Here is a 23,058-nt window from a genome sequence, read left to right on the forward strand (position 1 = left end):
TCGCTCCCGCCGAAGTTCAAAAAAAGACCCCGCGTGCTGCAGGGTCCGGAGTCGTGGGGGCGTGCACAGGGCCGCTCACTCGGTATCGTAGCCGAGCAGGTGGCCTTCGATGATGCGTTGCGCAACCGCCTCGGGCACGTCGGTCTCCCACTCGCCGCGGCCGCGGCGCAGGCCGGTGAGCACCTCGCCGATGTCGATGTGCAGGTGGGTGTCGTCGTGCGGCTGCACCGCCACCAGCTTGTCGTTTTCCTTGAGGTGGGCGAGCAGGTGGCGCAGGTTGGCGGGGACGGCCACGTTGTCGAGCGTCACCGTGGCCGAGGCGTCGGTGCCGCGCGGGCGGGACGGATACACATAGACGTGGGTGTTGTCCGGGAAAAGCTTGCCGAAGGCCTCGAGGATGCCGCCCTCCAGGCCTTCGTAGTATTTCTCGTCGAACAGGAAGGCGAAGTCGCGCACCGACAGCACGATCCCGATCGGCTTCTGGGTGTAGCGGCGCAGGTAGGCGCGCAGGCGGAAGAAGCGCACATAGTCCGAGATCATCACCGTGTAGCCCTGCGAGGCGAGCAGATCGATGCGGGCGAGGAAGTCGGCGCCGTCCACGTTGTCGCCGCTGATCAGCGAGTTCATGGTGATCTCGGCGAGCGAGACGATCTCCTTGTCGTCGACCGCGGCGAGCTGGCTGAACTGGCGCAGGCCGGCGGCCATCATGTCCACATTCACCAGGGTCACCGGCTTGAAGCTGCCGCGCATCACCATCACCGGCTTGCGGTAGAGGAGCTCGCCCGGCACCACCACCTCGCCCTGCGGGTTGAAGACCACCGCGCGCGTGAGCCAGCTGCGGATCAGGTGCAGGTTCATCAGGCGGTTTTCCACTTCGTCGAAATACGGGCCGGAGAAGTGGATCAGGTCGACCTCGATGCGCTCGGAGCCGAGCCCGTCGGCGAGACCTTCCACCACCCACTCGGGCTGGTCGTGGTGGAAGAAGGCGCCGTGGATGAGGTTGACGCCGAGGATGCCGAGCGCCTCGGACTGCAGCGCGTTGTCGTTGTCGAGCATGCGCACGTGCATGACCACGTCGCTCGGCGCGGCGCCCGGGTGCAGCTGCAGGCGGATGCCGACCCAGCCGTGGCATTCGTTCTTCTGCTTGAAGCTGCGCGCGGTGACGGTGGCGGCGTAGGCGAAGAAGGTGGTGTTCTTCGGCCGCACGTGGGCGAGGCGGGCGACGACCTGGGTGAACTCCTTGTCGAGCATCTGCAGCAGGCGGGCACGGCTGACGTAGCGGTCGACGTGGCCGTAGATGTCGTCGCTGACCGCCATGTCGTAGGCCGACATGGTCTTGGCGATGGTGCCGGCGGCGGCGCCGACGTGGAAGAAGCGGCGCGCCACCTCCTGCCCTGCGCCGATCTCGACGATGGAGCCGTATTTGTACTTGTCCAGGTTGATGGCGAGCGCCTTCTGGTCGGTGCTCAGCGTCGTGTCGCGTTTGCGCATGACGGATCCTTCTTTGCGGGCAGGAGGGAGGGGATTACTTGAGCGCGAAGCCGAGCGCCTGGAGCGCCTCGACCAGGCGGTGGCGGCCGGAGAGCGTCTCGGGGCCGGCGATGCGCTTGGACGAGTGCACGCTCCAGGTGCCGTGCACGTTCATCTTCTGCTCCGCGTAGAAGCGCTCCATCGCGCGGTCGTAGGCGGCGATGCCGGCGTCCTGGGCAGCGAGCGCGTAGCGCTCGTGGTGCAGCACCACCGCCTGCGGCGGACGCGGCTTGATGTCGGCCGGGCGCGCCGGGTCGGGGCGGCCGACGCACATGCCGAACACCGCGAACACGCCGGGCGGCAGGCCGAGCAGCTCGGCGACGTCCTCGGGACGGTTGCGCATGCCGCCGATGTACACCATGCCCAGGCCGAGCGATTCGGCCGCCGCAGCGCCGTTCTGCGCGGCGAGCGCGGCGTCGATCACGCCGGTGAGGAACATCTCGAGGTAGTCGAGGCCCTCGGCCGGGCGCCCGAGGCCGGTGGCGATGCGGCGCAGGCGGGCGAGGTCGGCGAGCCAGACGAGTTGCAGCGGCGCCTCGCGCACGTGCGCCTGGTTGCCGGCGAGCTCGGCCAGCCTGGCGCGGCGCTCGGCGTCGCGCACCGCGACCACGCTCCACACGTTGAGGTTGGACGAGCTCGCCGCAGATTGGGCGGCGGCGACGATCGCGGCGAGCTCGGCGTCGGTCACCGGGTTGGGCAGGTAGGCGCGCACCGAGCGGTGGTCGAGCAGGTGCTCGATGAGCGGGTTGAGGGCGATCTCGGTGGGGATGGATTCCTGGCCGTAGCGGGCTTGCAGGCGGGAAGAGGGGGGGGGCATGGTTGCTCCTTGCACGATCGGCGGCGATACTCGCTCGCAAGCGGCAAGTATATCGACAGTGGATGCGGCGCCCCGCAGCCCGGGTGCGAGCGACGAGGGCGCTTGCCGCGGCGATCGGGCGGGTGAAGCACTTTGCCGGTCATAAACATAATTTCGATCAAGAATGGTGCGCTGCGTTAACGTCAACGTAAAATAGCGGGATCGGGCGGGCATGCACCCGTCCGGAGCATTCCAACGACGTCCTGGAGAGGAGAGAACCATGAGCGCAGTCAACGAATTTCTCGCCGCGCGCGATTTCCTGCTGCAGCACCGCAGCGATTACGCGACGGCCTACGCCGGCTTCAAGTGGCCCAAGCTGAAGGAGTTCAACTGGGCGCTGGACTACTTCGATGCGATGGCCAAGGGCAACGACAACCCGGCGCTGTGGATCATCGAGGAAGACGGCCGCGAGTCGAAGCTTTCCTTCGCCGAGATGTCGGCGCGTTCGAACCGCGTCGCCAACTGGCTGCGCAAGCAGGGCGTCAAGCGCGGCGAGCGCATCCTGATCATGCTCGGCAACGAAGTGCCGCTGTGGGAGACCATGCTGGCCGCGATCAAGCTCGGCGCCGTGGTGATCCCCGCCACCACGCTGCTGACCCCCGAGGACCTCGTCGACCGCGTCGAGCGCGGCCAGGTCAGGCACGTGGTGATCGGCAAGGCCCACACCGACAAGTTCGAGAACCTGCCCGGCAGCTTCGGCCGCATCGCCGTCGGCGGCGCGCCCGCCGGCTGGAAGGCCTTCGAGGACGCCGCGGCCGAATCCGACGCCTTCACCCCGGACGGCGTGACCCGCGTCGACGACCCGCTGCTGCTCTACTTCACCTCGGGCACCACCTCCAAGCCCAAGCTGGTGCTGCACACCCACCAGTCCTACCCGGTCGGCCACCTTTCGACGATGTACTGGATCGGCCTCAAGCCCAACGATCGTCACATGAACATCTCCTCGCCGGGCTGGGCCAAGCACGCCTGGAGCTGCTTCTTCGCGCCCTGGAACGCCGGCGCCTGCGTGTTCCTGTACAACTACAACCGCTTCAACGCGGCGGCCCTGCTCGACGTGCTGGTGAAGTACGAAGTCACCACGATGTGCGCGCCCCCGACCGTGTGGCGCATGCTGATCCAGCAGGACCTGGCCTCGGTCAAGACCAAGCTGCGCGAGCTCATCGGTGCCGGCGAGCCGCTCAACCCCGAAGTCATCGACCAGGTCAAGAAGGCCTGGGGCATCACCATCCGCGACGGCTTCGGCCAGACCGAGACCACCGCGCAGATCGGCAACACCCCCGACCAGCCGCTCAAGCCCGGCTCCATGGGCCGTCCGCTCCCCGGGTACAAGATCGCCCTGCTCGATGCCGAGAGCAAGCCCTCGGTCGAGGGCGAGGTGGCGCTGGTGATGGGCGAGCACCGTCCGGTCGGCCTGATGGTGGGTTACTCGGGTGATCCGGCCAAGACCGCCGAGGTCATGCGTGACGGCCACTACCGCACCGGCGACGTCGCCAGCATCGACGAGGACGGCTACATCACCTACGTCGGCCGCGCCGACGACGTGTTCAAGGCCTCCGACTACCGCATCAGCCCCTTCGAGCTCGAGAGCGTGCTCATCGAGCACCCGGCGGTCGCCGAAGCCGCGGTGGTGCCGAGCCCGGATCCGCTGCGCCTGGCGGTGCCCAAGGCCTTCGTGATCCTGGTCGCCGGCCAGGAGCCGAGCCGCGAGCTGGCCAAGGACATCTTCGCCTTCACCCGCGAACGCCTGGCCCCGTACAAGCGCATCCGCCGCCTCTCCTTCGCCGACCTGCCCAAGACCATCTCGGGCAAGATCCGCCGCGTCGAGCTGCGCAAGGCCGAAGAGGCGCGCGGCGAGGCCGCCCGCGGCGAGCTGGAGTTCTTCGAGGAAGACTTCCCCGAGCTCAAGGGTTGATGAGGGGCTGCACGCGGGGTTGATCGCTGCGGTGGTGGGCGGCTTCTTTGCCGCACCGCAGCGGCCGGCATGCTGCTACAATGCCGGCCGTGGCGGGTCTCCCCGCATTGCAGCGCGGTGAACCTGGTCAGGGCCGGAAGGCAGCAGCCACAGCCGCTCCCTGCAAGTGCCGGGGGTCAGGCTCGCCACCCCGAACACACGAAGGGCGCTCCGCGGAGCGCCCTTCGTCTTTTGCACCCCGCTCGGTGCGCTTCACTGCGGACGCCTCGTGCCTCACCCGAGCAGCGTATCCATCAGCATCATCATCACGAAGCCCACCATCAGGCCGCCGGTGGCGAGCGTCTCGTGACCGCGGCGGTGCGACTCGGGGATGATCTCGTGGCTGACCACGAAGAGCATCGCGCCGGCCGCGCCGGCCAGGCCCCAGGGCAGGATGTTCGCCGAGACCGACACCATCATCGAACCGGCGATCGCCGCGATCGGCTCGATCAGGCCCGACGCCGCCGCGACGCCGAAGGCGAGCCAGCGACCGTAGCCCGCCGCCACCAGGGCGATGGCGACGATCAGGCCTTCGGGCACGTTCTGCAGCGAGATCCCTGCCGCGACCGCGTCGCCCGAGCCGGCGCCCGTGCCTTCGAGTCCGGCCGCCACGCCGATCGCGAGACCTTCCGGGATGTTGTGCACGGCGATCGCGAACACGAACAGCCACACCGCGGCACCGCTGCGCCGGCCCTCGGGGAAGTGGGTATGCGGCAGGGCGCGATCCATGGCGAGCAGGCCGCCGGCACCGAGCAGCACGCCGAAGGCGACCAGCAGGGCTGCGCCGGTCTCCGAGCCGGTCTGCGCGAGCGCGGCGTCGAAGCCGGGCAGCAGCAGCGAGAACACGCTCGCGGCGAGCATGACGCCGGCGCCGAAGCCGAGCAGCATGCCCTGCACGCTGGCGCCGATCTGGCGCACGACGAGCAGCGGCACCGCACCCAGCGCGGTCGCTGCGGCCGCCATGGCGCCGCCTGCCATCGCGCCCGTTACGGCGAGGTCGAAGCCCTCGACGCTGCGCACGAGCTGGGCGACGAGCAGCGCCAGACCGGTGATGGCGATCAGCCAGCCGCTGAGCGCGCGCAGGGCTCCGGCCGGGCTGGCGTGCTGGAAATGCAGGCGAGCGACCTTGTCGACCATGATGTGGATCCTCCTGTGAGCGTGGCGGCAGGGCCGCCTTGTCCGATGGAGCCAGTATCGGCGATCGGCCTTGATAGTTCCAATTGAACGTTTAGACGATCAGGATAGCCTGGATGTATATAGACCGTTACCTCACCGGGCTTTGCTGCGGTGCACTTCCGGTTCCGCGGGCTGGCCACTAGAATCCCCTTGTCCGTTCAAGGAGTCTCCCGATGACCCAGCCCGTTCACCAGCAAGACGTCACCCCCGCCCGCAAGGCCGAGATCCTCGCCGAGGCGCTGCCCTACATCAAACGCTTCTTCGACAAGACCATCGTCATCAAGTACGGCGGCAACGCGATGACCGATCCGCACCTCAAGGATTGCTTCGCACGCGACGTGGTGCTGCTCAAGCTGGTCGGCCTCAACCCGGTGGTGGTGCACGGCGGCGGCCCGCAGATCGAGAATCTGCTCACCCGCATGGGCAAGAAGGGCGAGTTCATCCAGGGCATGCGCGTGACCGACGCCGAGACCATGGAGGTGGTCGAGATGGTGCTCGGGGGCCAGGTGAACAAGGAGATCGTCAACCTGATCAACAAGCACGGCGGCAAGGCCGTGGGCCTCACCGGCAAGGACGCCGGCTTCATCCGCGCCAAGAAGCTGCTGATGCAGAAGCACGGCGCGCCGGAGGGCGATCTGATCGACGTCGGCCAGGTGGGCGAGATCACCGGTATCGATCCCAGCCTGATCTCCTTCCTCGACCAGGGCGACTTCATCCCCGTGATCGCGCCGATCGGCGTGGGCGAGGAGGGCGAGACCTACAACATCAACGCCGACGTGGTCGCCGGCAAGCTCGCCGAGATCCTCAAGGCCGAGAAGCTGGTGCTGCTCACCAACACCCCGGGCGTGCTGGACAAGGCGGGCAACCTGCTGACCGGCCTGACGCCGCGCCAGATCGACGACCTGGTCGCCGACGGCACCCTGTCGGGGGGCATGTTGCCCAAGATCGGCTCGGCGCTCGACGCGGCGCGCAACGGCGTGAAGTCGGTGCACATCATCGATGGCCGCGTGGAACACTGCCTGTTGCTCGAGATCCTCACCGACCACGGCGTCGGCACGATGATCAAGAGCAAGTAGAACCCGCGCGTTTGCCGCGCCGCCGTCGAGGATGGCGTGCGACGCGGCTCGCGACTTGCGTCGCTCCTACGAAAACCGGCGAGGCCTCGGGGGCGCTGCAGGGGGATCGCGACTTGCGTCGCTCCTACGCGAACCGGCGAGGCTTCCGGGGGGCTGTAGGAGCGACGCGAGTCGCGATGGCTGCCGCGCCGCACTTGCCGAACTCGGTCTCTGGCTGAAGACCCGCTCGCGAATCGCGCCACTCCTGAATCCCGTTTGTCCCGAACTGCCGGGCAGGCGTCTACTCGATGTTGAGCCGCTTGGCCTGGACCTCGGCCTTCTTGGGCAGGTTCAGCTCGAGCACGCCATCGTTGAACTTCGCGCTTGCCGCAGCCTCGTCGATTTCCTGGCCGAGCTGGAAGCTGCGCGAGATCTTGCCGAAGTAGCGTTCGGTGCGCAGCACCTTCTCGCCGTCCTTGATCTCCTTCTCCTGCTTGCGCTCGGCACTGATCGACACCACCGGGCCGTCGATATGCACGTGGATGTCCTCCTTCTTCATGCCGGGCAGTTCGGCATGCACTTCGTAGCCTTGCGCGGTCTCCTTGACGTCGACCCGCATCTGCGGCGCGTCGGTGCCCGGGGTGGCGAGCTGCTGGCCGCCGAAGTCGACGGGGCGCACGAAGAAGCCGCGGAAGAAGTCGTCCAACGGGTCGGTGCGACGGGTGAGAGGGTTGCTCATGTCGTGTCCTCCTGGGTCCGGGTTCTTGCCGGGGGATCCGGCTTCAAGACCAATATAGGCGCGGAGGAAGCGTTTTCAAGGGCCGCGCGCGCACCCTGCCCGTCCGGCTGCGCTAACCTTGCGGCGGAGTTCGAACGAACCAGGGAGGCGAGACGCCGATGAACGAAACCACCAATGTCTGTCCGCGCTGCGGCGCGGCCTTCACCTGCGGCATGCGCGCAGGCGAGGCGGAGTGCTGGTGTGCGGCGCTGCCGGCCGCGTTTGCGGTGCCGGCCGAAGGTGCGGGGGAGTGCTATTGCCCGCGCTGCCTCGCCGAGCTCATCGAGGCGCGCCGGAAGGTGCCTCGGGAAGCGCGGGGATGAAGGTGTGGCCGAAGCCCACGCCCTCGGCGCGCCAGAAGTCGCCGGCTTCGTCGAGGATCTCGCACAGCGTGGCGAAGGTCTCGGGCGCGGTCGCGCGCAGCGCGTCGGCATGCAGGAATTCGAGCCGGTAGGCCGCGGCGGGCAGCCAGGAGAGATCGCACAGGCAATCCGAGAGCGCGTCCCAGTTGTGGCCGAACCAGTCCGGGAAGCGCAGCGCGGTCGCGATGCGCGCGAGCAGTCCGGCCTTGTCCGTGCAGCCGGCGAGGTCGATGCGCAGCGGGGGAGTCGGCTGCGCGGCGGGGGCGTGCGAGGTGTGGCTCATGGACGGACGGCTCAGGGCAGCGAACGCAGCGGTGCGATCTCGCGGAAGCTGCGGTAGTGGTCGGCAGTGTAGTAGAACACCTCGGGTGGATCGCCGCCGCTGACGATGCGGCGCGCGCCGCGATCGCGCGCGCCGGGCGTGGGCACGGTGTATTCGCGGTAATAGCCGCGCGGCCGCGCCGGTAGCAGGCGTTCGCGGTTCTGGAAGGTGGTGCCGTCCTTGCGGTAGGGGAAGGGGCCGCCGCGCTGGATGAGCGCCAGTGTCTCGATCGCCTCGGCCGGCAGCCCGGCGTGCGAGGGCTGCAGCAGGCCCTGTGCAGCTTGCGGGGCATCGGGCGCGGCGCCGGGCGAGCAGGCGGGCAGGCCCGCGCCGAGTACGAGGAGGAGCAGCAGGCGGAGCAGGACGGTACGCAGCATCGGGGTTCAGGCGCGGCGGGTGCGGGTGACGGGGGCGCGCTCGGGGCGGATACCGTAGCGCTTCATGAGCTCGTGGCGGAATTCGGTAATCGCCGCCAGGCGCGGGTTGGCGGGCGCCATGCGCTGGGTGCGCTCGATCAGGCTGCGCGCCTGCGCGGCGAAGGCCTCGTTCCAGCCGCGGTGCTCGATGTGGCGCAGCAAGGCGAGCGCGGCATTGAACAGCACGTGCGGGTTGCCCGGCATCTTGCGCGCCGCGTTCATCATCTCGGCGACCGCGCCGTCGTAGTCGCCGCTGCGCGCTTTTTCGGCGCCGGCGCCGATCAAGGTCCTGACCTCGTTCTGCACCTGCTCCTCGACCTCGGCGGAGAGGTTCTCGAAGCCGCGTGCCTTGAGCGCGGCGCGCGTGCTCGCCAGGCTGCGGTCGTCGCCGTGGGTGCGCATCAGGTCGGCGAGGAGCTGGCGGCCCTCGCTCTCGAGCTTGCGGTCGTAGCACAGCTCGAGCAGGTCGCGGCGCAGCCCGGGGGAGAGCTCGCGGATGCGCTCGGGGCTCGCGAGCGCGCGCACCATGGCGCTGCGCAGGCCTTCGGCGTCGTTGCGGTGGCCCTCGAACAGGGCGTTGCCGACGGCGAGGCAGAGTTCGCCCTTGGGGTGGCGGACGAGGTTGCGCTCGAGGTCGGCAAGCGTGGCCAAGGCTTCGTCCGGGCGTTCACGGGCGAGCTGGGCCTGCACCAGGCGGACGTGATCCTCGGGGTCGCGGAATTCGGAGTAGCTGCCGCGGCGCACCGCCTCGGCGAGACTGTGCTCGGCACGGTCGAGCTCGCCGGCCTGCAGGGCGAGCTCGCCGAGCCGGCGCAGGCGCGGGAGGCGGTAGGGCGAGAGATCGGCCGCGCGCTGCAGGGTTCCGCAGGCCTCGGCGGGGCGGCCGGTCTCCTCCTGCACGCGTGCGAGCAGCTCGTGCGCCTCGATGAAGCGCGGGTGGCGGGCGACGAGGTCGGCGAGCAGGTGCTCGGCCTCGACCCAGGCCTCGCGCACCACCAGCATGCGTGCCAGCCCGAGCGAGGCCCAGGGGATGGGACGCGCGGCGAGGATCTCGCGGTACAGCGCCGCGGCCTCCTCGATCTGGCCGATCTGGGCGTGCAGCTCCGCCTGCAGGCGCATGAAATCGACCAGGTACTGCGGGTGGCGGTCGCGCGCCTCGCGACAGGCGGCGAGCGCGCCGACGGGGTCGCCGAGCTTCATCAGCTGCCACACCGGCAGGAAGGCGTCGCGCTTCTCGAAGGCGCGCAGCAGGCGCACGCGCAGGCTCTCGGCGGTGAGCGGCTTGAGGATGTAGTCGTTGGGAACGAGCTCGCAGGCGCTGATCACGCGCTCGTAGTTGCGCTCGCCGGTGATCATCACGAACACCGTGTCGGGCGGGATGATGGCGTGCTGGCGCAGGTCCTCGAGCAGGTGCTGGCCGTCCTGGCCCTCGCCGAGGTCGTATTCGGACAGGATGAGGTCGAAGGGCTGCGCGCGCAGGCGGCGCATCGCCATGCTCGCCGAGACCGCGAACTGCGGCGAGTCGATGCCGATCGAGGCGAGCATGTTGCGCAGCTGCGCGCGCATGCTCGACTGGGATTCGACGACGAGGACCTGCAGGCCGTGGGGGAGGAGCATCGGGGCGTCCGGGATCGGGGGGCCGCGCGGCGTGCGGGCCATCCGTGAAGATTACGGCATGGCGCCGGCAGGCTGAAGCCCCTGCGGCCGCCTTCGCGGCGATCCGGCAGGGGCTTCGGGATCTCCGGCCGGTGTGCCGCCGGACTCAGCCGCGCTCGACTTCGACCTGGGTCTCGACCTTCTGGCGCAGGCGGATGTGCAACTCGCGCAGCTGCTTCTCGTCCACGCCGCTCGGCGCGTCGGTGAGCAGGCACTGGGCGCGCTGGGTCTTGGGGAAGGCGATGACGTCGCGGATGGATTCGGCGCCGGTCATCATGGTGACGATGCGGTCGAGGCCGAAGGCCAGGCCGCCATGCGGGGGGGCGCCGTACTTGAGCGCGTCGAGCAGGAAGCCGAACTTGGCCTGCTGCTCCTCGGGGCCGATGTTCAGTGCCTCGAACACGCGCGCCTGCACGTCGGCGCGGTGGATACGCACCGAGCCGCCGCCGATCTCCCAGCCGTTCAAGGCGAGGTCGTAGGCCTTGGCCAGGCACTCGCCCGGGTTGGATTCGAGCAGGTCGATGTGCTCGTCCTTGGGGCTGGTGAAGGGGTGGTGGCAGGCGGTCCAGCGCTTGTCGTCCTCGTCGTACTCGAACATCGGGAAGTCGACCACCCACAGCGGACGCCAGGCCTCGCCGGTGACGTAGCCCTTCTCGTGGCCGAGCTTGATGCGCAGCGCGCCCATGGCGTCGTTGACCACCTTGGTCTTGTCGGCGCCGAAGAAGATCAGGTCGCCCGACTGCGCGCCGGTGCGCTCGAGGATGGTGCGCAGCGCGGTCTCGTGCAGGTTCTTGACGATCGGCGACTGCAGGCCGTGCTCGTTGGGCTGGGTGACGTCGTTGACCTTGATGTAGGCGAGGCCGCGGGCGCCATAGATGGCGACGAACTTGGTGTATTCGTCGATCTCGCCGCGGGTCAGGCTGTTGCCGCCCGGCACGCGCATCGCGGCGACGCGGCCGCCCGAGGTGGCGGGGCCGCTGAAGACCTTGAAGGCGACGTCCTGCACCGCGTCGGTGACGTCGGTGAGTTCCAGCGTCACGCGCAGGTCGGGCTTGTCCGAGCCGTAGCGGCGCATCGCCTCGGCGTAGGTCATGCGCGGGAAGGGCGCGGGCAGCTCGACCGCCATCGCTTCCTTGAACACGTAGCGGATCATCTCCTCGACCAGGGCGGTGATCTCGTGCTCGTTCATGAACGAGGTCTCGAGGTCGACCTGGGTGAATTCGGGCTGGCGGTCGGCGCGCAGGTCCTCGTCGCGGAAGCACTTGACGATCTGGTAGTAGCGGTCGTAGCCGGCCACCATCAGCAGCTGCTTGAAGAGCTGGGGCGACTGCGGCAAGGCGAAGAACTGGCCCGGGTGCACGCGCGAGGGCACCAGGTAGTCGCGCGCGCCTTCGGGCGTGCTCTTGGTCAGCATCGGCGTCTCGACGTCGATGAAGCCGGCGCCGTCGAGGAAGCGGCGGAAGGCCATCGTGGTCTTGTAGCGCAGCATCAGGTTCTTCTGCATCTGCGGGCGACGCAGGTCGATGACGCGGTTGGTCAGGCGCACCGTCTCGGACAGGTTCTCGTCGTCGAGCTGGAAGGGCGGCGTGGCGGCGGCGTTGAGCACCTCGATGTCGTGGCAGAGGATCTCGATCTCGCCCGAGACGAGGTTGGCGTTCTCGGTGCCGGCGGGACGGCGGCGCACCTTGCCGCTCAGCTTGAGGACGAACTCGTTGCGCACCGATTCGGCCGTCTTGAACATCTCCGCGCGGTCGGGGTCGCACACCACCTGCACCAGGCCCTCGCGATCGCGCAGGTCGATGAAGATGACGCCGCCGTGGTCGCGGCGGCGATGTACCCAGCCGCAAATGGTGACGATCTGGTCGAGGTCGGCGGCGGTGACTTTGCCGCAGTAGTGAGTTCGCATGTCGGGTTCCGCAGGTTCGGGGGCGCTTGCGCCCGGGGATTCAGGATTCGGCAGGGTGGAGAGGCTGGAGTGTTCGGGGAGCTTCGTTCAGGTGTCGGACAGCGCGGGCACGGGTTCCGGCCTGCGCGCCGGCGGAGCGACCACGCCCATCGAGATGATGTACTTGAGCGCGTCGTCCACGCTCATGTCGAGCTCGACGACCTCGCTGCGCCGCATCATCAGGAAGAAGCCCGAGGTCGGGTTGGGCGTGGTCGGTACATACACGCTGACGTAGTCGCCGCGCAGGTGCTCGGCCGCGTCGCCGCCCGGCTGGCCGGTGAGGAAGGCGATGGTCCACACGCCCTCGCGCGGGTATTGCACCAGCAGCGCCTTGCGGAAGGCCTGGCCGTTGCTCGAGAACACCGTGTCGGAGACCTGCTTGACGCTGTAGTAGATCGACTTGACGACCGGGATGCGGGCAAGCAGCGCTTCCCAGAGCTGCACGAGCTTCTGCCCGAGCACGTTGGCGGCGACCAGGCCGGTGAAGAACACCAGCAGCAGGCTCGCGACGACGCCCACGCCGGGGATGTCGAAGCCGATGTAGCGGCTCGGCTGGTATTCGGCGGGCAGCCACAGCAGGATCGCGTCGAGCGTGCCGACGATCCAGGCGATCACCATGTAGGTGATCGCCAGCGGGAGCCAGATCAGCAGGCCGGTGATGAAGTATTTTTTCAAGTGGGGTTCCTGGCCGCCGCGCTGCGCGGCTGCTTGCGTCTGCCGCGCCGCGGCCGGCCCGCCGCGAGATGGGTCGATCCGCTCAGTGGCAGGCGCAGCCGCCGCCGCAGCCGCCGGTCGCAGGCGAGGGCGTGGATTCGGCCGCCGGGGCCGCGCTCTTGGCTCCGCCCTTGAAGTCGGTGGCGTACCAGCCCGAGCCCTTGAGTTGGAAGCCGGCCGCCGACAACTGCTTGGCGTAGCCGGTCGTGCCGCAGGACGGGCAGACGGACAGGGGCTCGTCGCTCATTTTTTGCAGGTGTTCCTTCTGGAAACCACAGCTCGGGCAACGATATTCATAGATGGGCATGGCGTGCTCCCGAAAACAAGTGCGCAAGTCTAACGCAACGCAGCATAAGGAAAAAGCGCGTCCGGAACGGTCGCGCCCGGGTGCAAGATGAGGGCGGGGGAGGAGGGCTTCAAGCCCCCCGTGGCGGACCGTCCGCAGCGGCGCGCGCGGCGCGCGCTCAGAGCAGCCCGAGGTAGCGCTCGGTGATGCGCTCGCCCCAGAACAGCGCGATCAGGCCGGCCGCGGCGAGGTAGGGGCCGAAGGGGATCGGCACGTTGCGGCCGTGGCGGGCGACGACGATCAGCAGGATGCCGACCACCGCGCCCACCAGCGAGGACAGCAGGATGGTCAGCGGCAGCATCTGCCAGCCCAGCCAGGCGCCGATCGCGGCGAGCAGCTTGAAGTCTCCGTAGCCCATGCCCTCCTTGCCGGTGGCGAGCTTGAACAGCCAGAACACCGCCCACAGCGCGAGGTAGCCCGCCATCGCGCCGATCACCGCGTCGGGAAGCTCGGCGAAGGTGGTGCCGAGGTTGAAGGCGAGGCCCAGCCACAGCAGCGGCAGGGTGATGTCGTCGGGCAGCAGCTGGGTGTCGAGGTCGATGAAGGTGAGCGCGACCATCGCCCACACGAACAGCAGGGCCCCGAGCGCGCTGGCGCCGAAGCCGAAATGCCAGGCGGCGTAGGCCGACAGCAGCGCGGAGAGGGCTTCGACGATCGGGTAGCGCCTGCTGATGCCGGCGCCGCAATGTGCGCAGCGCCCGCGCAGCACCACGTAGCTGACGATCGGGATGTTCTCCAGCATCGTGATCTGGTGCCCGCAGTGCGGGCAGCGCGAGCGCGGCGTGGCGAGGTTGAAGCGCTCGTTGGCGGGTGCTTGCTCGCCACGCAGCTCGGCCGCCTGGGCGTGCCAGTCGCGCTCCATCATCCTGGGCAGCCGATGGATCACGACGTTGAGGAAGCTGCCGACGAAGAGTCCGACCAGGCCGGAGAGGATGGTGAAGGCGAGCGGGTCGCGGAGAAGCTCGATCATGGGTTCAGACGACCGAACCGAGCTTGAAGATCGGCAGGTACATCGCCACCACCAGGCCGCCGATGATGGTGCCGAGGAAGACCATGATCAGCGGCTCGAGCAGTTGCGACAGGCCGGCGACCGCGTCGTCCACCTCCTGCTCGAAGAAATCGGCGACCTTGCCCAGCATGGCGTCGAGCTGGCCGGACTCCTCGCCGATCGACACCATCTGCACCACCATGGTGGGAAAGACTTCCGCGTTCTGCATCGCGACCGTCAGGCTGGTGCCGGTGCTGACCTCGCTCTGGATCTGATGTGTCGCCACCACATAGACGTGGTTGCCCGATGCGCCTCCCACCGAGTCGAGCGCCTCGACCAGCGGCACGCCGGCCGCGAACATGGTCGACAGCGTGCGCGTCCAGCGTGCGACCGTGGCCTTGCGGATGATCGCGCCGATCACCGGGATGCGCAGCACCAGCCGGTCGACCGCGATCTGCATCGCAGTCGAGCGCTTGTAGCTCCAGGCGATCGCCACGAGGGCCGCGATGAGGGCGCCGAAGATCAGGTACCAGTAGGCCACGAAGGCGTCCGAGATGGCGATGACCATCAAGGTGGGCACCGGCAGCTCGGCACCGAAGCTGGAGAACACGCTCTTGAACTCGGGGATCACGAACAGCATCATCACCGAGATCACGAGACCCGCCACCACGACCACCGCGGCAGGATAGAACAGCGCCGACTTGATCTTGCTCTTGATCGCGAGGATCTTTTCCTTGTAGGTGGCGATGCGGTCGAGCAGGCCGTCGAGGATGCCCGCCTGCTCGCCCGCTGCGACCAGGTTGCAGAACAGCCGGTCGAAGTGCGCAGGGTGCTTGGCGAAGGCCTGCGACAGGTTGGAGCCGGTCTCGACGTCGGTGCGGATGTCGTTGAGCAGGCGCACGAGCGCGGCGTTGCCGGAGCCTTTCATTGCGATGTCGAAGGCCTGCAGCAGCGGCACACCGGATTTCATCATCGTGGCGAGCTGGCGGGTGAACAGCGCGATGTCCTTTTCGGAGATGCGTCCGCCGCGCGCCATCTTCTGCTTGCGGATCTTGATCACCTGGATGCCCTGGCGGCGCAGCATGGCCTGGACCATGGCGTCGCCGGTGGCGCGGATCTCGCCGCGGACGACCTTCCCGGTCTTGTCCTTGCCTTCCCAGATATAAAGGTCCTCCCTCGGACCGGTGGCACGTGCCGCGCGGCTTGCAGTGGCCATGAAATCGAGCGTCCTTTATTCGTTGGTCGTCGCCAGCACTTCTTCGAGCGAGGTGATGCCTTGGCGCACCTTGCGCAGGCCCGACTGGCGCAGGTCGAGCACGCCCTCGCTGCGGGCCTGGGCGGCGATGTCCATGGAGTTTCCGCCGGTCATGATGATGCGGGCGATCTCCTCGCTGATCGGCATGACCTGGTAGATGCCCACCCGGCCCTTGTAGCCGCTGCCCTTGCAGCGTTCGCAACCGCCCGGTCCCATCGGCTGCCAGCCGCCGTCGAGCTCGTCGGGCTCGAAGCCGGCCTCCAGCAGGGCCTGGGCGGGAATGTCGACGGGCTTCTTGCAGGAGCATAGCCGGCGGGCGAGGCGCTGGGCCGTGATCAGGATCACCGAGGATGCGATATTGAACGGCGCCACGCCCATGTTCTTGAGGCGCTCGAGCGTGGAGGGCGCGTCGTTGGTGTGCAGGGTGGACATCACCAGGTGGCCGGTCTGCGCGGCCTTGATGGCGATCTCGGCGGTCTCGATGTCGCGGATCTCGCCCACCATGATCACGTCCGGGTCCTGGCGCAGGAAGGCGCGCAGCGCGGCGGAGAAGGTGAGGCCGGCCTTCTCGTTGACGTTGACCTGGTTGATGCCGGCGAGATTGATCTCGGCAGGGTCCTCGGCGGTGGAGATGTTCACGCCCGGCTTGTTGAGCAGGTTGAGGCAGGTGTACAGCGACACCGTCTTGCCCGAGCCGGTGGGGCCGGTGACCAGGATCATGCCGTAGGGGCGCTCGACCGCGGCGAGCAGCGCCTCGCGCTGCTCGGGGTCGTAGCCGAGCGCGTCGATGCCGAGCATCGCCGAGCTCGGATCGAGGATGCGCATCACGATCTTCTCGCCGTGCAGGGTCGGCAGCGTCGAGACGCGGAAGTCGATCGCCTTGTTGCGCGACAACACGAGCTTCATGCGCCCGTCCTGCGGCACGCGCTTCTCCGAGATGTCGAGGCGCGAGATCACCTTGATGCGCGCGGCGATCTTGTCCTTGAGCACCAGCGGCGGCTGGGCGATGTCGCGCAGGATGCCGTCGGTGCGCACGCGGATGCGGTAGAACTTCTCGTAGGGCTCGAAGTGGACGTCCGAGGCGCCCTCGTTGATCGCGTCGATCAGCACCTTCTGGATGAACTTGACGACCGGGGCGTCATCGACCTCGTTGGCTTCCTCCTCGTCGCGCGGCTGCGCGGGACCGTCCTGCTGCAGCAGGTCCATGTCGAAGGCTTCGCCGGTGAGCTCCTTGAGCGTGTCTGCGGCCGACTCGGACAGGGCCTCGACCGCGCGCTTGAGCTTGTCCGCCTCGACGATCACCAGCTCGATCTGCAGGCCGGTCTGGAAGCGGATCTCGTCCAGCGCGCGCAGGTTGGAAGGGTCGGCGGTGGCGAGCGTGATGCGGCTCTGGCGCTTGGCGAGCGGCGCGACCTGGTGCTTGGCGAGCAGCTTGCGGTCGACCGCCTCGCGCGCGAACATCGCCGCATCGAAGGCGGCGAGGTCGAGGAGCGGATAGCCGAAGGTCTCGGCGGCGAAGCGGGCCATCGCCGCGCAGCTCATCAGGCCGCGGTTGGCGACCTCGAGGATGAAGGCGGTCGCGGCCTCGCCCGCATGGGTGGTGCATGCGATCGCGTCCGCCTCCTTGAGGTGGCCATGCTGGATCAGGGCCCTGGCGAAGCCGCTCAGGGCCGGTTTGGAGGTCGCCGCCATGCCTTGCTCGTGTCCGGACTGCGGCCGATGTTGCCCGCCGCCCCCGGCCTTGTAAAGATGCGCGCAGCCGGTGCCGGGGCGCGCGGGCTCACTGTCCGGCGCCCTCGATCCGCGGACGGAAGATGCGCGCGGTGCGCACCATGCGGTCCTGGGTCTGCACGACCTCGATCGGGGTATCGGCGATCTTCATCGATACCCCGGTCTCCGGGATGTCCTGCAGGTGTTCGAGGATCAGACCGTTGAGCGTCTTCGGACCATCGATCGGGAGTGCGAGCTCGAGCCGGCGGTTGAGCTCGCGCAGGTTGGACGTGCCATCGACCAGCACGCTGCCGTCTTCGCCCCAGTGCATGCGGTCGCCCACGTCCGGGGTGCTGGTGGTGAACTTGCCGATGAGTTCCTCGATGATGTCCTCGAGGGTGATCAGGCCGAGGATCTCGCCGTATTCGTCCACCACGAAGCCGAGACGCTGCTGGTTCTCCTGGAAGAACTGGATCTGCGAGTAGAGCGGCGTGTCGGCCGGCACGAAATAGGGGCGGGCCAGGAGGTCGCGGATGCGGTCCACGCTGAAATTTTCCTCCAGCGTGTTGCCGAGCAGCTTGCGCTGGTGCAGCACGCCGATCACGTGCTCGCTGTCGCCGTCGTAGACCGCCAGCCGGGTGTGGAAGCTGGTGGCGATCTGGCGGCGGACGATGTCCTCGGGGTCGGACAGGTCGATGCTCTCGATCGCTCCGCGCGGCGTCATCACGTCCTCGACCGTGATGCTCTCGAGGTCGAAGAGGTTGAGCAGCATGCTGCGGTGCTTGTGCGGGATGTACTGGCCCGACTCGATCACCATCGCGCGCAACTCTTCGACGGAGAGCGCCGAGCTCGTCTCCTCCTTCGGCTGCAGACGCATCAGGTTCAGCAGCCCGCGCGAGAACAGGTTGATGAACCATACCGCGAAATACGACGCGCGCAGCAGGCCGGTGAGTGGGTAGGCCACGAAGGGGGCGAGACGATCGGCGTGGTTGGCGCCGACGACCTTGGGCGTGATCTCGGAGAACACCAGGATCGCGAAGGTGGCGAGCAGGGTCGCCACGCCGAGGATCCAGCTCTCGTTGCCGAAGAGCTCGAGCGTGATCACGCTGACCAGGGTGGCGGCGCCCGTGTTGACCAGGTTGTTGAACAGCAGGATGACGCCGAGCAGCCGGTCCGTGCGGGCGAGCAGGTCGAGGGCCAGGGTGGCGCCGCGGCTGCCCTGATTGGCGAGGGAGCGCAGGCGGTAGCGGTTGGCCGCCATCATCACCGTCTCCGACATCGAGAAGCATGCCGACAGGGTCAGCAGCACGACGAGGGCGACGATCTGAAGCGTCAGGGTGAGGTCCGTCACGAGGGGCGGTGGAAAGGAAAGGGGCCCCGAGTATTGGAGCCCCTCGTGACGGTGTCAATGCACGCGGACTTCGGCGGGCGGACTCAGGTGCGATGCAGCACGACTTCGATGACGAAGCGGCTGCCCACGTAGGCGAGCATCAGCGCGACGAAGCCGGCCAGGGTCCAGCGCAGCGCCAGCCGGCCGCGCCAGCCCCACAGGCGGCGGCCCACCAGCAGGCCGCCGAAGAGGAACCAGGAGACGAAGGCGAACACCGTCTTGTGGTCGACCCGGAAGGCCTGGCCGAACAGGCTCTCGGAGAACAGCACGCCGCTCGCCAGCGTCAGCGTGAGCAGCACGAAGGCGATGGAAATCAGCCGGAACAGCAACGCCTCCATGGTGAGCAGGGGCGGCAGGCCGGAGAGCAGGCGGCTGAAGCGTGCGTTGTGGAGCTGGCGCCCGGCCACCGACATCAGCATCGCGTGCAGGGCGGCCAGGGTGAACAGGCTGTAGGCGAGCATGGCCACGACGAAGTGGGCGCGGAAGGCCGGCGAGGTGGCGTTGGCGAGCACGTGGTCGCCCGGGAACAGCATCGGCACCAGGCTGCCGATCGCACCTGCGGGCATCACCGCCGCGTGCAGGCCGTCGAGCCGGGTGTAGAGGGTCTCGACCCAGTAGAAGCACACCGCCAGCCAGACCATCAGCGAGACCGCGACGCCGAAGCCGAAGCGCATCTCGCTGCCGGGGAAGATCGCCAGGTGCAGCGCCGCGCCGTGCGCGACGATGGCGCCCAGCAGCAGCAGGCGCTCGCGCGTGCTCATGCACTCCCGGCGCGGCTCCAGCGCGGAACCGCGCGTCATGCAGGTGCGCCAGAAGAACACGCCCAGACCGGCGTAAAGCGAGGCGGGGAGGAGATGAAGTAGAATTGTGCGCATACGTAGCCGCAGTTTACTCCAAGTCACGCGCCCAAGGCCTGCCCCAACATGCTCGACAATCTGACCCAACGCCTGTCCAAGGTCGTCAAGACCCTCCGCGGCCAGGCCCGCCTGACGGAAGAAAACATCCAGGAGGCGATGCGCGAGGTGCGCATGGCCCTGCTCGAGGCCGACGTCGCGCTGCCGGTGGTCAAGGACTTCGTCGCCAAGGTCAGGGAGAAGGCGGTCGGGCAGGAGGTCATCGGCTCGCTGACGCCCGGCCAGGCCCTGGTCGGCGTGGTGCACGACGAGCTCAAGGCGCTGATGGGCGGCGCCCACGAGGGTCTGGACCTGTCCACCCAGCCGCCCGCGGTGGTGCTGATGGCCGGCCTGCAGGGCGCGGGCAAGACCACCACCACCGGCAAGCTCGCCAAGCTGCTGCACGAGCAGCACAAGAAGAAGGTGCTGGTGGTCTCCACCGACGTCTATCGCCCGGCGGCGATCGAGCAGCTGAAGACGGTGGCAGCGCAGGCCGGGGTGGGCTTCTTCCCCTCCGAGACCGCGCAGAAGCCGGTCGACATCGCGCTCGCCGCGCTCGACTACGCGCGCAAGCACCACATGGACGTGCTGCTGGTCGACACCGCCGGCCGGCTCGCGGTGGACGAGGCCATGATGGCCGAGATCCAGGTCCTGCACGCCGCAGTCAAGCCGATCGAGACCTTGTTCGTGGTCGACGCGATGCTCGGTCAGGATGCGGTGAACACCGCGCGCGCCTTCAACGAGGCGCTGCCGCTCACCGGCATCGTGCTGACCAAGCTGGACGGCGACTCGCGCGGCGGCGCGGCGCTGTCGGTGCGCCACGTCACCGGCAAGCCGCTCAAGTTCGCCGGCGTGGGCGAGAAACTCTCCGGGCTGGAGCCCTTCCACCCCGACCGCATGGCCAGCCGCATCCTCGGCATGGGCGACATCCTCGGCCTCGTCGAGGATGCGCGCCGCGGCGTGGACGAGGAGAAGGCCAAGGCCTTCGCGCAGAAGCTCAAGACCGGCAAGGGCTTCGATCTCGACGACTTCAAGGAGCAGATCGCCCAGATGCGCAAGATGGGCGGGCTATCCTCGATGATGGACAAGCTGCCGGCACAGTTCGCCCAGGCGGCGGGCAAGCTGCAGGGCGGGGCCGAGGAAAAGGCGATCTCGCGCATCGAGGGCATCATCAACTCGATGACCCCGCTCGAGCGCGCCAAGCCCGAGATCCTCAAGGCCAGCCGCAAGCGCCGCATCGCCGCGGGCGCCGGGGTGACGGTGCAGGAGGTCAATCGTCTGCTCAACCAGTTCGAGCAGACGCAGAAGGTCATGAAGCAGTTCTCCAAGGGGGGCATGAGCAAGATGATGCGAGCGATGAAGGGCATGATGCCGGGCGGCCTGCCGGGCATGCCGCGCTGAGGGGGGGGGCGGACGCATGAAGGACATCCTCGTCGCCTTCGGGCGCGCCGGTCGCAGCCTCGGGCGGCGCGACATGTTCTGGCACCTGCTGTGGCCCGGCCTGCTCGCGGTGGTGATCTGGGCCGGCGTGGCCTTCTACGCGTGGACGCCGGTCACCGAGTGGCTCTATGCCGCGGTGAGCGGGTGGTCCTTCGTCGGCGGATGGCTGTCGGCCTCGGAGACCACCGCGGCGATCGTGCTGGTGCTGATCCAGATCGCCACCGCGCTGCTGGTGGTCCCGCTGGTGTACGTCACCGCCGCGATGCTGGTGGCGACGGTGGCCCTGCCGCTGATGCTCGAGCGCGTCGCGCGCACCGACTACGCCGACCTCGAGCAGCGTCGCGGCGGCTCCAACCTGGGCAGCGCGATGAACTCCATCGTCGCCGGCGTGCTGTTCCTGCTCGCGCTGGTGCTGTCGTTGCCGCTGTGGCTGATTCCGGGCGCCGGCCTGCTGATCTCGGTCACCCTCACCGGCTGGCTGAACCAGCGCGCCTTCGGCTACGACGCGCTGATGTACCACGCCGACAAGGGCGAACTGCAGCGCCTGCGCGACGCTTGGCGGCCGCAGATGCTCCTCCTCGGCGGCGGCACGGCCCTGCTCGCGTATGTCCCGGTGATCAACCTGGTGGCGCCCGCCTTCGCCGGCCTCGCCTTCGTCCATTACATGCTCGAAACCCTGCGCCGGCATCGCATCCAGCACGGCATCACCGTGCTCGACGCAGAGCCGGGTGCCGACCTGCGGAAGCTGAGATGAATTTCGGTGCACTGATCATCGGCGACGAGATCCTTTCCGGCCGTCGCAGCGACAAACACCTCGCCAAGCTGATCGAACTGCTCGGTGCGCGCGGGCTCAAGCTGTCGTGGGCGCGCTACGTCGGCGACGACTTCGCGCGCCTTGCCGGGACGCTGCGCGAGACCTTCGCCACCGGTGACGTGGTGTTCAGCTTCGGTGGCATCGGCGCCACCCCCGACGACCGTACGCGCGAGGCCGCGGGCGCCGCGCTCGGACTGGAACTCGCCCTGCACCCCGAGGCGGAGGCCGAGATCCGTGCCCGCTTCGGTGCCGAGATCACCCCCGAGCGCCTGCAGATGGGCGTGTATCCGGTGGGCAGCGAGATCATCCCCAACAGTTTCAACCGCATCCCCGGCTTCTCGATCCGCCAGCACTACTTCACCCCGGGCTTTCCGGTGATGGCCTGGCCGATGGTGGAGTGGGTGCTCGACACCAAGTACGCCCACCTGCACCACGCCGAAGACTACGTCGAGCAGGCGGTGACGGTGTGGGATGCCTACGAGGGCCAGCTGATCGGCCTGATGCGTCAGGTCACCGCCGACTTCCCCGACACCACCCTGTTCAGCCTGCCCACGATCGCCGCCGAGGGCCAGCGGCGTTCGCTCGAACTCGGCATGAAAGGCACGGCGGCGCGCGTCGCGGCGGCGATGGCGGTGATCAAGGCCGATCTCTCCGCACGCGGGCTGGAGTGGGAAGACAAGGCTTGAGCGCTCGGGCGGCGGCCTCGGAAGAGCCGCACAGCGTGCTCGTCGAGGGCACCCGTGTCGATCTGGTGCTGCGGCGCTCGGCGCGGCGCTCGTTCGCGCTCCAGGTGGACCACCGCGGCGCGCGCGTGTCGGTGCCACTGCGCACCCCGCTCGGCGAGGTCGAGCGTTTCGTGCATAGCCACGGTGCCTGGCTGCTCGACCGTCTGCGGGCGCGGGCGCAGGCGCCGCAGGCGCTGCCGCTGGAGGTGGCGGAGGGCGTATGCCTGCCGCTCTTCGGGCGTGTCCTGGTGCTGCGCCGGGTGTCGGCGCGCGCGGCGCGCTGGCGGGGCCTGGCGGATGGACGGGAGGAACTCCTGCTGCCCGCGGGCGTCGATCCGCAGCGGGCGCTGGTGCGCGCGCTGCGCGCGCGCGCACTGGCCTGGTACCGCGGGCGGGCGGAGGAGTACTGCCACCGTCTCGGCGTTGCGGTTCCGCCGGTGAGCTTGTCGAGCGCGGCCACGCGCTGGGGTAGCTGCAGCACCCGCTCGGGGATCCGGCTGCACTGGCGGCTGATCCATCTCGAGCCGGCGCTGATCGACTACGTGGTCGCCCACGAGGTCGCGCACCTGGCCGAGATGAATCACTCGCCGCGCTTCTGGGCGGTCGTCGAGCGTCTGTACCCGGACTGGCGTGCCGCGCGCGCCGCGCTGCGCAGCGCGGCGGCGACGCTGCCGGTGATCGCGACCGCCGCCGCCGACCGCGGCGCCTTCACCCGCGAAGATTGAAACCACCACGA

Annotated in this window: 22 protein-coding genes and 1 other RNA gene; 8 read left to right on the plus strand and 15 right to left on the minus strand. The window is 68.6% G+C overall.

Annotation, left to right across the window (positions count from 1 at the left end; all coding sequences use genetic code 11):
• Positions 1-75 precede the first annotated feature (75 nt).
• Positions 76-1,491: a hypothetical protein gene (locus tag TMZ1T_RS05665; protein ID WP_012584900.1), complete on the minus strand. Its 1,416-nt coding sequence runs from the start codon at positions 1,489-1,491 to the stop codon at positions 76-78.
• A 34-nt stretch (positions 1,492-1,525) separates the two neighbouring features.
• Complete coding sequence (locus TMZ1T_RS05670; RefSeq protein ID WP_012584901.1) at positions 1,526-2,347, minus strand: NADPH-dependent oxidoreductase; 822 nt, start codon at positions 2,345-2,347, stop codon at positions 1,526-1,528.
• 259 nt (positions 2,348-2,606) lie between these two features.
• Here TMZ1T_RS05670 and TMZ1T_RS05675 point away from each other — a divergent pair, with 259 nt between their 5' ends.
• Both TMZ1T_RS05675 and ffs read left to right on the plus strand, forming a co-directional pair.
• Positions 2,607-4,298, plus strand: a complete 1,692-nt coding sequence (locus TMZ1T_RS05675) for an AMP-binding protein (protein ID WP_004302482.1) — start codon at positions 2,607-2,609, stop codon at positions 4,296-4,298.
• Positions 4,299-4,389: 91 nt separating this feature from the next.
• Positions 4,390-4,488: signal recognition particle sRNA small type (ffs, locus tag TMZ1T_RS20330), an RNA gene on the plus strand.
• Between the two features lie 83 nt (positions 4,489-4,571).
• Here the strand turns inward: ffs and TMZ1T_RS05680 are convergent.
• Complete coding sequence (locus TMZ1T_RS05680) at positions 4,572-5,474, minus strand: ZIP family metal transporter (protein ID WP_012584902.1); 903 nt, start codon at positions 5,472-5,474, stop codon at positions 4,572-4,574.
• Between the two features lie 212 nt (positions 5,475-5,686).
• Here TMZ1T_RS05680 and argB point away from each other — a divergent pair, with 212 nt between their 5' ends.
• Complete coding sequence (argB, locus tag TMZ1T_RS05685) at positions 5,687-6,589, plus strand: acetylglutamate kinase (RefSeq protein WP_004302479.1); 903 nt, start codon at positions 5,687-5,689, stop codon at positions 6,587-6,589.
• Positions 6,590-6,869: 280 nt separating this feature from the next.
• Here the strand turns inward: argB and TMZ1T_RS05690 are convergent, their stop codons facing one another.
• The gene (locus TMZ1T_RS05690) at positions 6,870-7,307 is read right to left on the minus strand and encodes an Hsp20/alpha crystallin family protein (protein WP_004302477.1); all 438 of its coding nucleotides are present in this window, start codon (positions 7,305-7,307) and stop codon (positions 6,870-6,872) included.
• A 158-nt stretch (positions 7,308-7,465) separates the two neighbouring features.
• On the opposite strand from TMZ1T_RS05690, the gene TMZ1T_RS05695 reads away from it, so the two are divergent.
• The gene (locus TMZ1T_RS05695; protein ID WP_004302475.1) at positions 7,466-7,669 is read left to right on the plus strand and encodes a cysteine-rich CWC family protein; all 204 of its coding nucleotides are present in this window, start codon (positions 7,466-7,468) and stop codon (positions 7,667-7,669) included.
• Here the strand turns inward: TMZ1T_RS05695 and TMZ1T_RS05700 are convergent.
• From TMZ1T_RS05700 to TMZ1T_RS05750, 11 genes are all read right to left on the minus strand, one after another.
• Positions 7,626-7,991 carry a barstar family protein gene (locus TMZ1T_RS05700; protein WP_004302473.1) on the minus strand — a complete coding sequence of 122 codons (366 nt, stop codon included), beginning with the start codon at positions 7,989-7,991 and terminating at the stop codon, positions 7,626-7,628. The two genes, TMZ1T_RS05695 and TMZ1T_RS05700, sit on opposite strands and share 44 nt — an antisense overlap.
• Positions 7,992-8,002: 11 nt before the next feature.
• Positions 8,003-8,407: a ribonuclease domain-containing protein gene (locus tag TMZ1T_RS05705; protein ID WP_004302471.1), complete on the minus strand. Its 405-nt coding sequence runs from the start codon at positions 8,405-8,407 to the stop codon at positions 8,003-8,005.
• A gap of 6 nt (positions 8,408-8,413) precedes the next feature.
• Positions 8,414-10,063 carry a tetratricopeptide repeat-containing response regulator gene (locus TMZ1T_RS05710; RefSeq protein WP_004302469.1) on the minus strand — a complete coding sequence of 550 codons (1,650 nt, stop codon included), beginning with the start codon at positions 10,061-10,063 and terminating at the stop codon, positions 8,414-8,416.
• A 145-nt stretch (positions 10,064-10,208) separates the two neighbouring features.
• Complete coding sequence (gene aspS, locus TMZ1T_RS05715) at positions 10,209-12,008, minus strand: aspartate--tRNA ligase (protein WP_004302467.1); 1,800 nt, start codon at positions 12,006-12,008, stop codon at positions 10,209-10,211.
• 87 nt (positions 12,009-12,095) lie between these two features.
• Entirely contained in the window at positions 12,096-12,722 is a 627-nt protein-coding gene (locus TMZ1T_RS05720; protein ID WP_004302465.1) for a DUF502 domain-containing protein, read from the minus strand.
• A gap of 82 nt (positions 12,723-12,804) precedes the next feature.
• On the minus strand, positions 12,805-13,068 hold the full coding sequence (locus TMZ1T_RS05725) for an FmdB family zinc ribbon protein (RefSeq protein WP_012584903.1): 264 nt from the start codon (positions 13,066-13,068) through the stop codon (positions 12,805-12,807).
• Between the two features lie 157 nt (positions 13,069-13,225).
• Positions 13,226-14,077: a prepilin peptidase gene (locus TMZ1T_RS05730; RefSeq protein ID WP_004302462.1), complete on the minus strand. Its 852-nt coding sequence runs from the start codon at positions 14,075-14,077 to the stop codon at positions 13,226-13,228.
• Between the two features lie 4 nt (positions 14,078-14,081).
• On the minus strand, positions 14,082-15,311 hold the full coding sequence (locus TMZ1T_RS05735; RefSeq protein WP_004302460.1) for a type II secretion system F family protein: 1,230 nt from the start codon (positions 15,309-15,311) through the stop codon (positions 14,082-14,084).
• 15 nt (positions 15,312-15,326) lie between these two features.
• The gene (gene pilB / locus TMZ1T_RS05740) at positions 15,327-17,042 is read right to left on the minus strand and encodes a type IV-A pilus assembly ATPase PilB (RefSeq protein ID WP_004302458.1); all 1,716 of its coding nucleotides are present in this window, start codon (positions 17,040-17,042) and stop codon (positions 15,327-15,329) included.
• Between the two features lie 88 nt (positions 17,043-17,130).
• Complete coding sequence (locus tag TMZ1T_RS05745) at positions 17,131-18,411, minus strand: HlyC/CorC family transporter (protein WP_004302456.1); 1,281 nt, start codon at positions 18,409-18,411, stop codon at positions 17,131-17,133.
• Positions 18,412-18,494: 83 nt separating this feature from the next.
• Positions 18,495-19,325: a cytochrome C assembly family protein gene (locus TMZ1T_RS05750; protein ID WP_012584904.1), complete on the minus strand. Its 831-nt coding sequence runs from the start codon at positions 19,323-19,325 to the stop codon at positions 18,495-18,497.
• A 48-nt stretch (positions 19,326-19,373) separates the two neighbouring features.
• Between TMZ1T_RS05750 and ffh the strand changes: the two genes are divergently transcribed.
• Genes ffh through TMZ1T_RS05770 form a run of 4 tightly spaced genes read left to right on the plus strand, consistent with a single transcriptional unit; the run spans position 19,374 to position 23,047 of the window.
• Entirely contained in the window at positions 19,374-20,744 is a 1,371-nt protein-coding gene (gene ffh, locus TMZ1T_RS05755; protein ID WP_004302452.1) for a signal recognition particle protein, read from the plus strand.
• 16 nt (positions 20,745-20,760) lie between these two features.
• A complete protein-coding gene (locus TMZ1T_RS05760; RefSeq protein WP_004302451.1) occupies positions 20,761-21,537 on the plus strand; it encodes an EI24 domain-containing protein in 777 nt (258 codons plus the stop codon).
• Positions 21,534-22,283 (plus strand): competence/damage-inducible protein A, encoded by a 750-nt coding sequence (locus tag TMZ1T_RS05765; RefSeq protein WP_004302449.1) that lies wholly within the window; start codon positions 21,534-21,536, stop codon positions 22,281-22,283. The genes TMZ1T_RS05760 and TMZ1T_RS05765 overlap by 4 nt, the downstream gene beginning before the upstream one ends.
• On the plus strand, positions 22,280-23,047 hold the full coding sequence (locus TMZ1T_RS05770) for a M48 family metallopeptidase (protein WP_004302447.1): 768 nt from the start codon (positions 22,280-22,282) through the stop codon (positions 23,045-23,047). The genes TMZ1T_RS05765 and TMZ1T_RS05770 overlap by 4 nt, the downstream gene beginning before the upstream one ends.
• Positions 23,048-23,058 lie beyond the last annotated feature (11 nt).

It is taken from the genome of Thauera aminoaromatica (assembly GCF_000021765.1).
Classification (GTDB): domain Bacteria; phylum Pseudomonadota; class Gammaproteobacteria; order Burkholderiales; family Rhodocyclaceae; genus Thauera; species Thauera aminoaromatica.

What these genes read in the sequence shown, in the direction of transcription:
- TMZ1T_RS05665 (WP_012584900.1), bottom strand. Translation starts at nt 1,491, where the DNA reads ATGCGCAAACGCGACACGACGCTGAGCACCGACCAGAAGGCGCTCGCC.
- TMZ1T_RS05670 (WP_012584901.1), bottom strand. Translation starts at nt 2,347, where the DNA reads ATGCCCCCCCCCTCTTCCCGCCTGCAAGCCCGCTACGGCCAGGAATCC.
- TMZ1T_RS05675 (WP_004302482.1), top strand. Translation starts at nt 2,607, where the DNA reads ATGAGCGCAGTCAACGAATTTCTCGCCGCGCGCGATTTCCTGCTGCAG.
- TMZ1T_RS05680 (WP_012584902.1), bottom strand. Translation starts at nt 5,474, where the DNA reads ATGGTCGACAAGGTCGCTCGCCTGCATTTCCAGCACGCCAGCCCGGCC.
- argB (WP_004302479.1), top strand. Translation starts at nt 5,687, where the DNA reads ATGACCCAGCCCGTTCACCAGCAAGACGTCACCCCCGCCCGCAAGGCC.
- TMZ1T_RS05690 (WP_004302477.1), bottom strand. Translation starts at nt 7,307, where the DNA reads ATGAGCAACCCTCTCACCCGTCGCACCGACCCGTTGGACGACTTCTTC.
- TMZ1T_RS05695 (WP_004302475.1), top strand. Translation starts at nt 7,466, where the DNA reads ATGAACGAAACCACCAATGTCTGTCCGCGCTGCGGCGCGGCCTTCACC.
- TMZ1T_RS05700 (WP_004302473.1), bottom strand. Translation starts at nt 7,991, where the DNA reads ATGAGCCACACCTCGCACGCCCCCGCCGCGCAGCCGACTCCCCCGCTG.
- TMZ1T_RS05705 (WP_004302471.1), bottom strand. Translation starts at nt 8,407, where the DNA reads ATGCTGCGTACCGTCCTGCTCCGCCTGCTGCTCCTCCTCGTACTCGGC.
- TMZ1T_RS05710 (WP_004302469.1), bottom strand. Translation starts at nt 10,063, where the DNA reads ATGCTCCTCCCCCACGGCCTGCAGGTCCTCGTCGTCGAATCCCAGTCG.
- aspS (WP_004302467.1), bottom strand. Translation starts at nt 12,008, where the DNA reads ATGCGAACTCACTACTGCGGCAAAGTCACCGCCGCCGACCTCGACCAG.
- TMZ1T_RS05725 (WP_012584903.1), bottom strand. Translation starts at nt 13,068, where the DNA reads ATGCCCATCTATGAATATCGTTGCCCGAGCTGTGGTTTCCAGAAGGAA.
- TMZ1T_RS05730 (WP_004302462.1), bottom strand. Translation starts at nt 14,077, where the DNA reads ATGATCGAGCTTCTCCGCGACCCGCTCGCCTTCACCATCCTCTCCGGC.
- TMZ1T_RS05735 (WP_004302460.1), bottom strand. Translation starts at nt 15,311, where the DNA reads ATGGCCACTGCAAGCCGCGCGGCACGTGCCACCGGTCCGAGGGAGGAC.
- pilB (WP_004302458.1), bottom strand. Translation starts at nt 17,042, where the DNA reads ATGGCGGCGACCTCCAAACCGGCCCTGAGCGGCTTCGCCAGGGCCCTG.
- TMZ1T_RS05750 (WP_012584904.1), bottom strand. Translation starts at nt 19,325, where the DNA reads ATGCGCACAATTCTACTTCATCTCCTCCCCGCCTCGCTTTACGCCGGT.
- ffh (WP_004302452.1), top strand. Translation starts at nt 19,374, where the DNA reads ATGCTCGACAATCTGACCCAACGCCTGTCCAAGGTCGTCAAGACCCTC.
- TMZ1T_RS05760 (WP_004302451.1), top strand. Translation starts at nt 20,761, where the DNA reads ATGAAGGACATCCTCGTCGCCTTCGGGCGCGCCGGTCGCAGCCTCGGG.
- TMZ1T_RS05765 (WP_004302449.1), top strand. Translation starts at nt 21,534, where the DNA reads ATGAATTTCGGTGCACTGATCATCGGCGACGAGATCCTTTCCGGCCGT.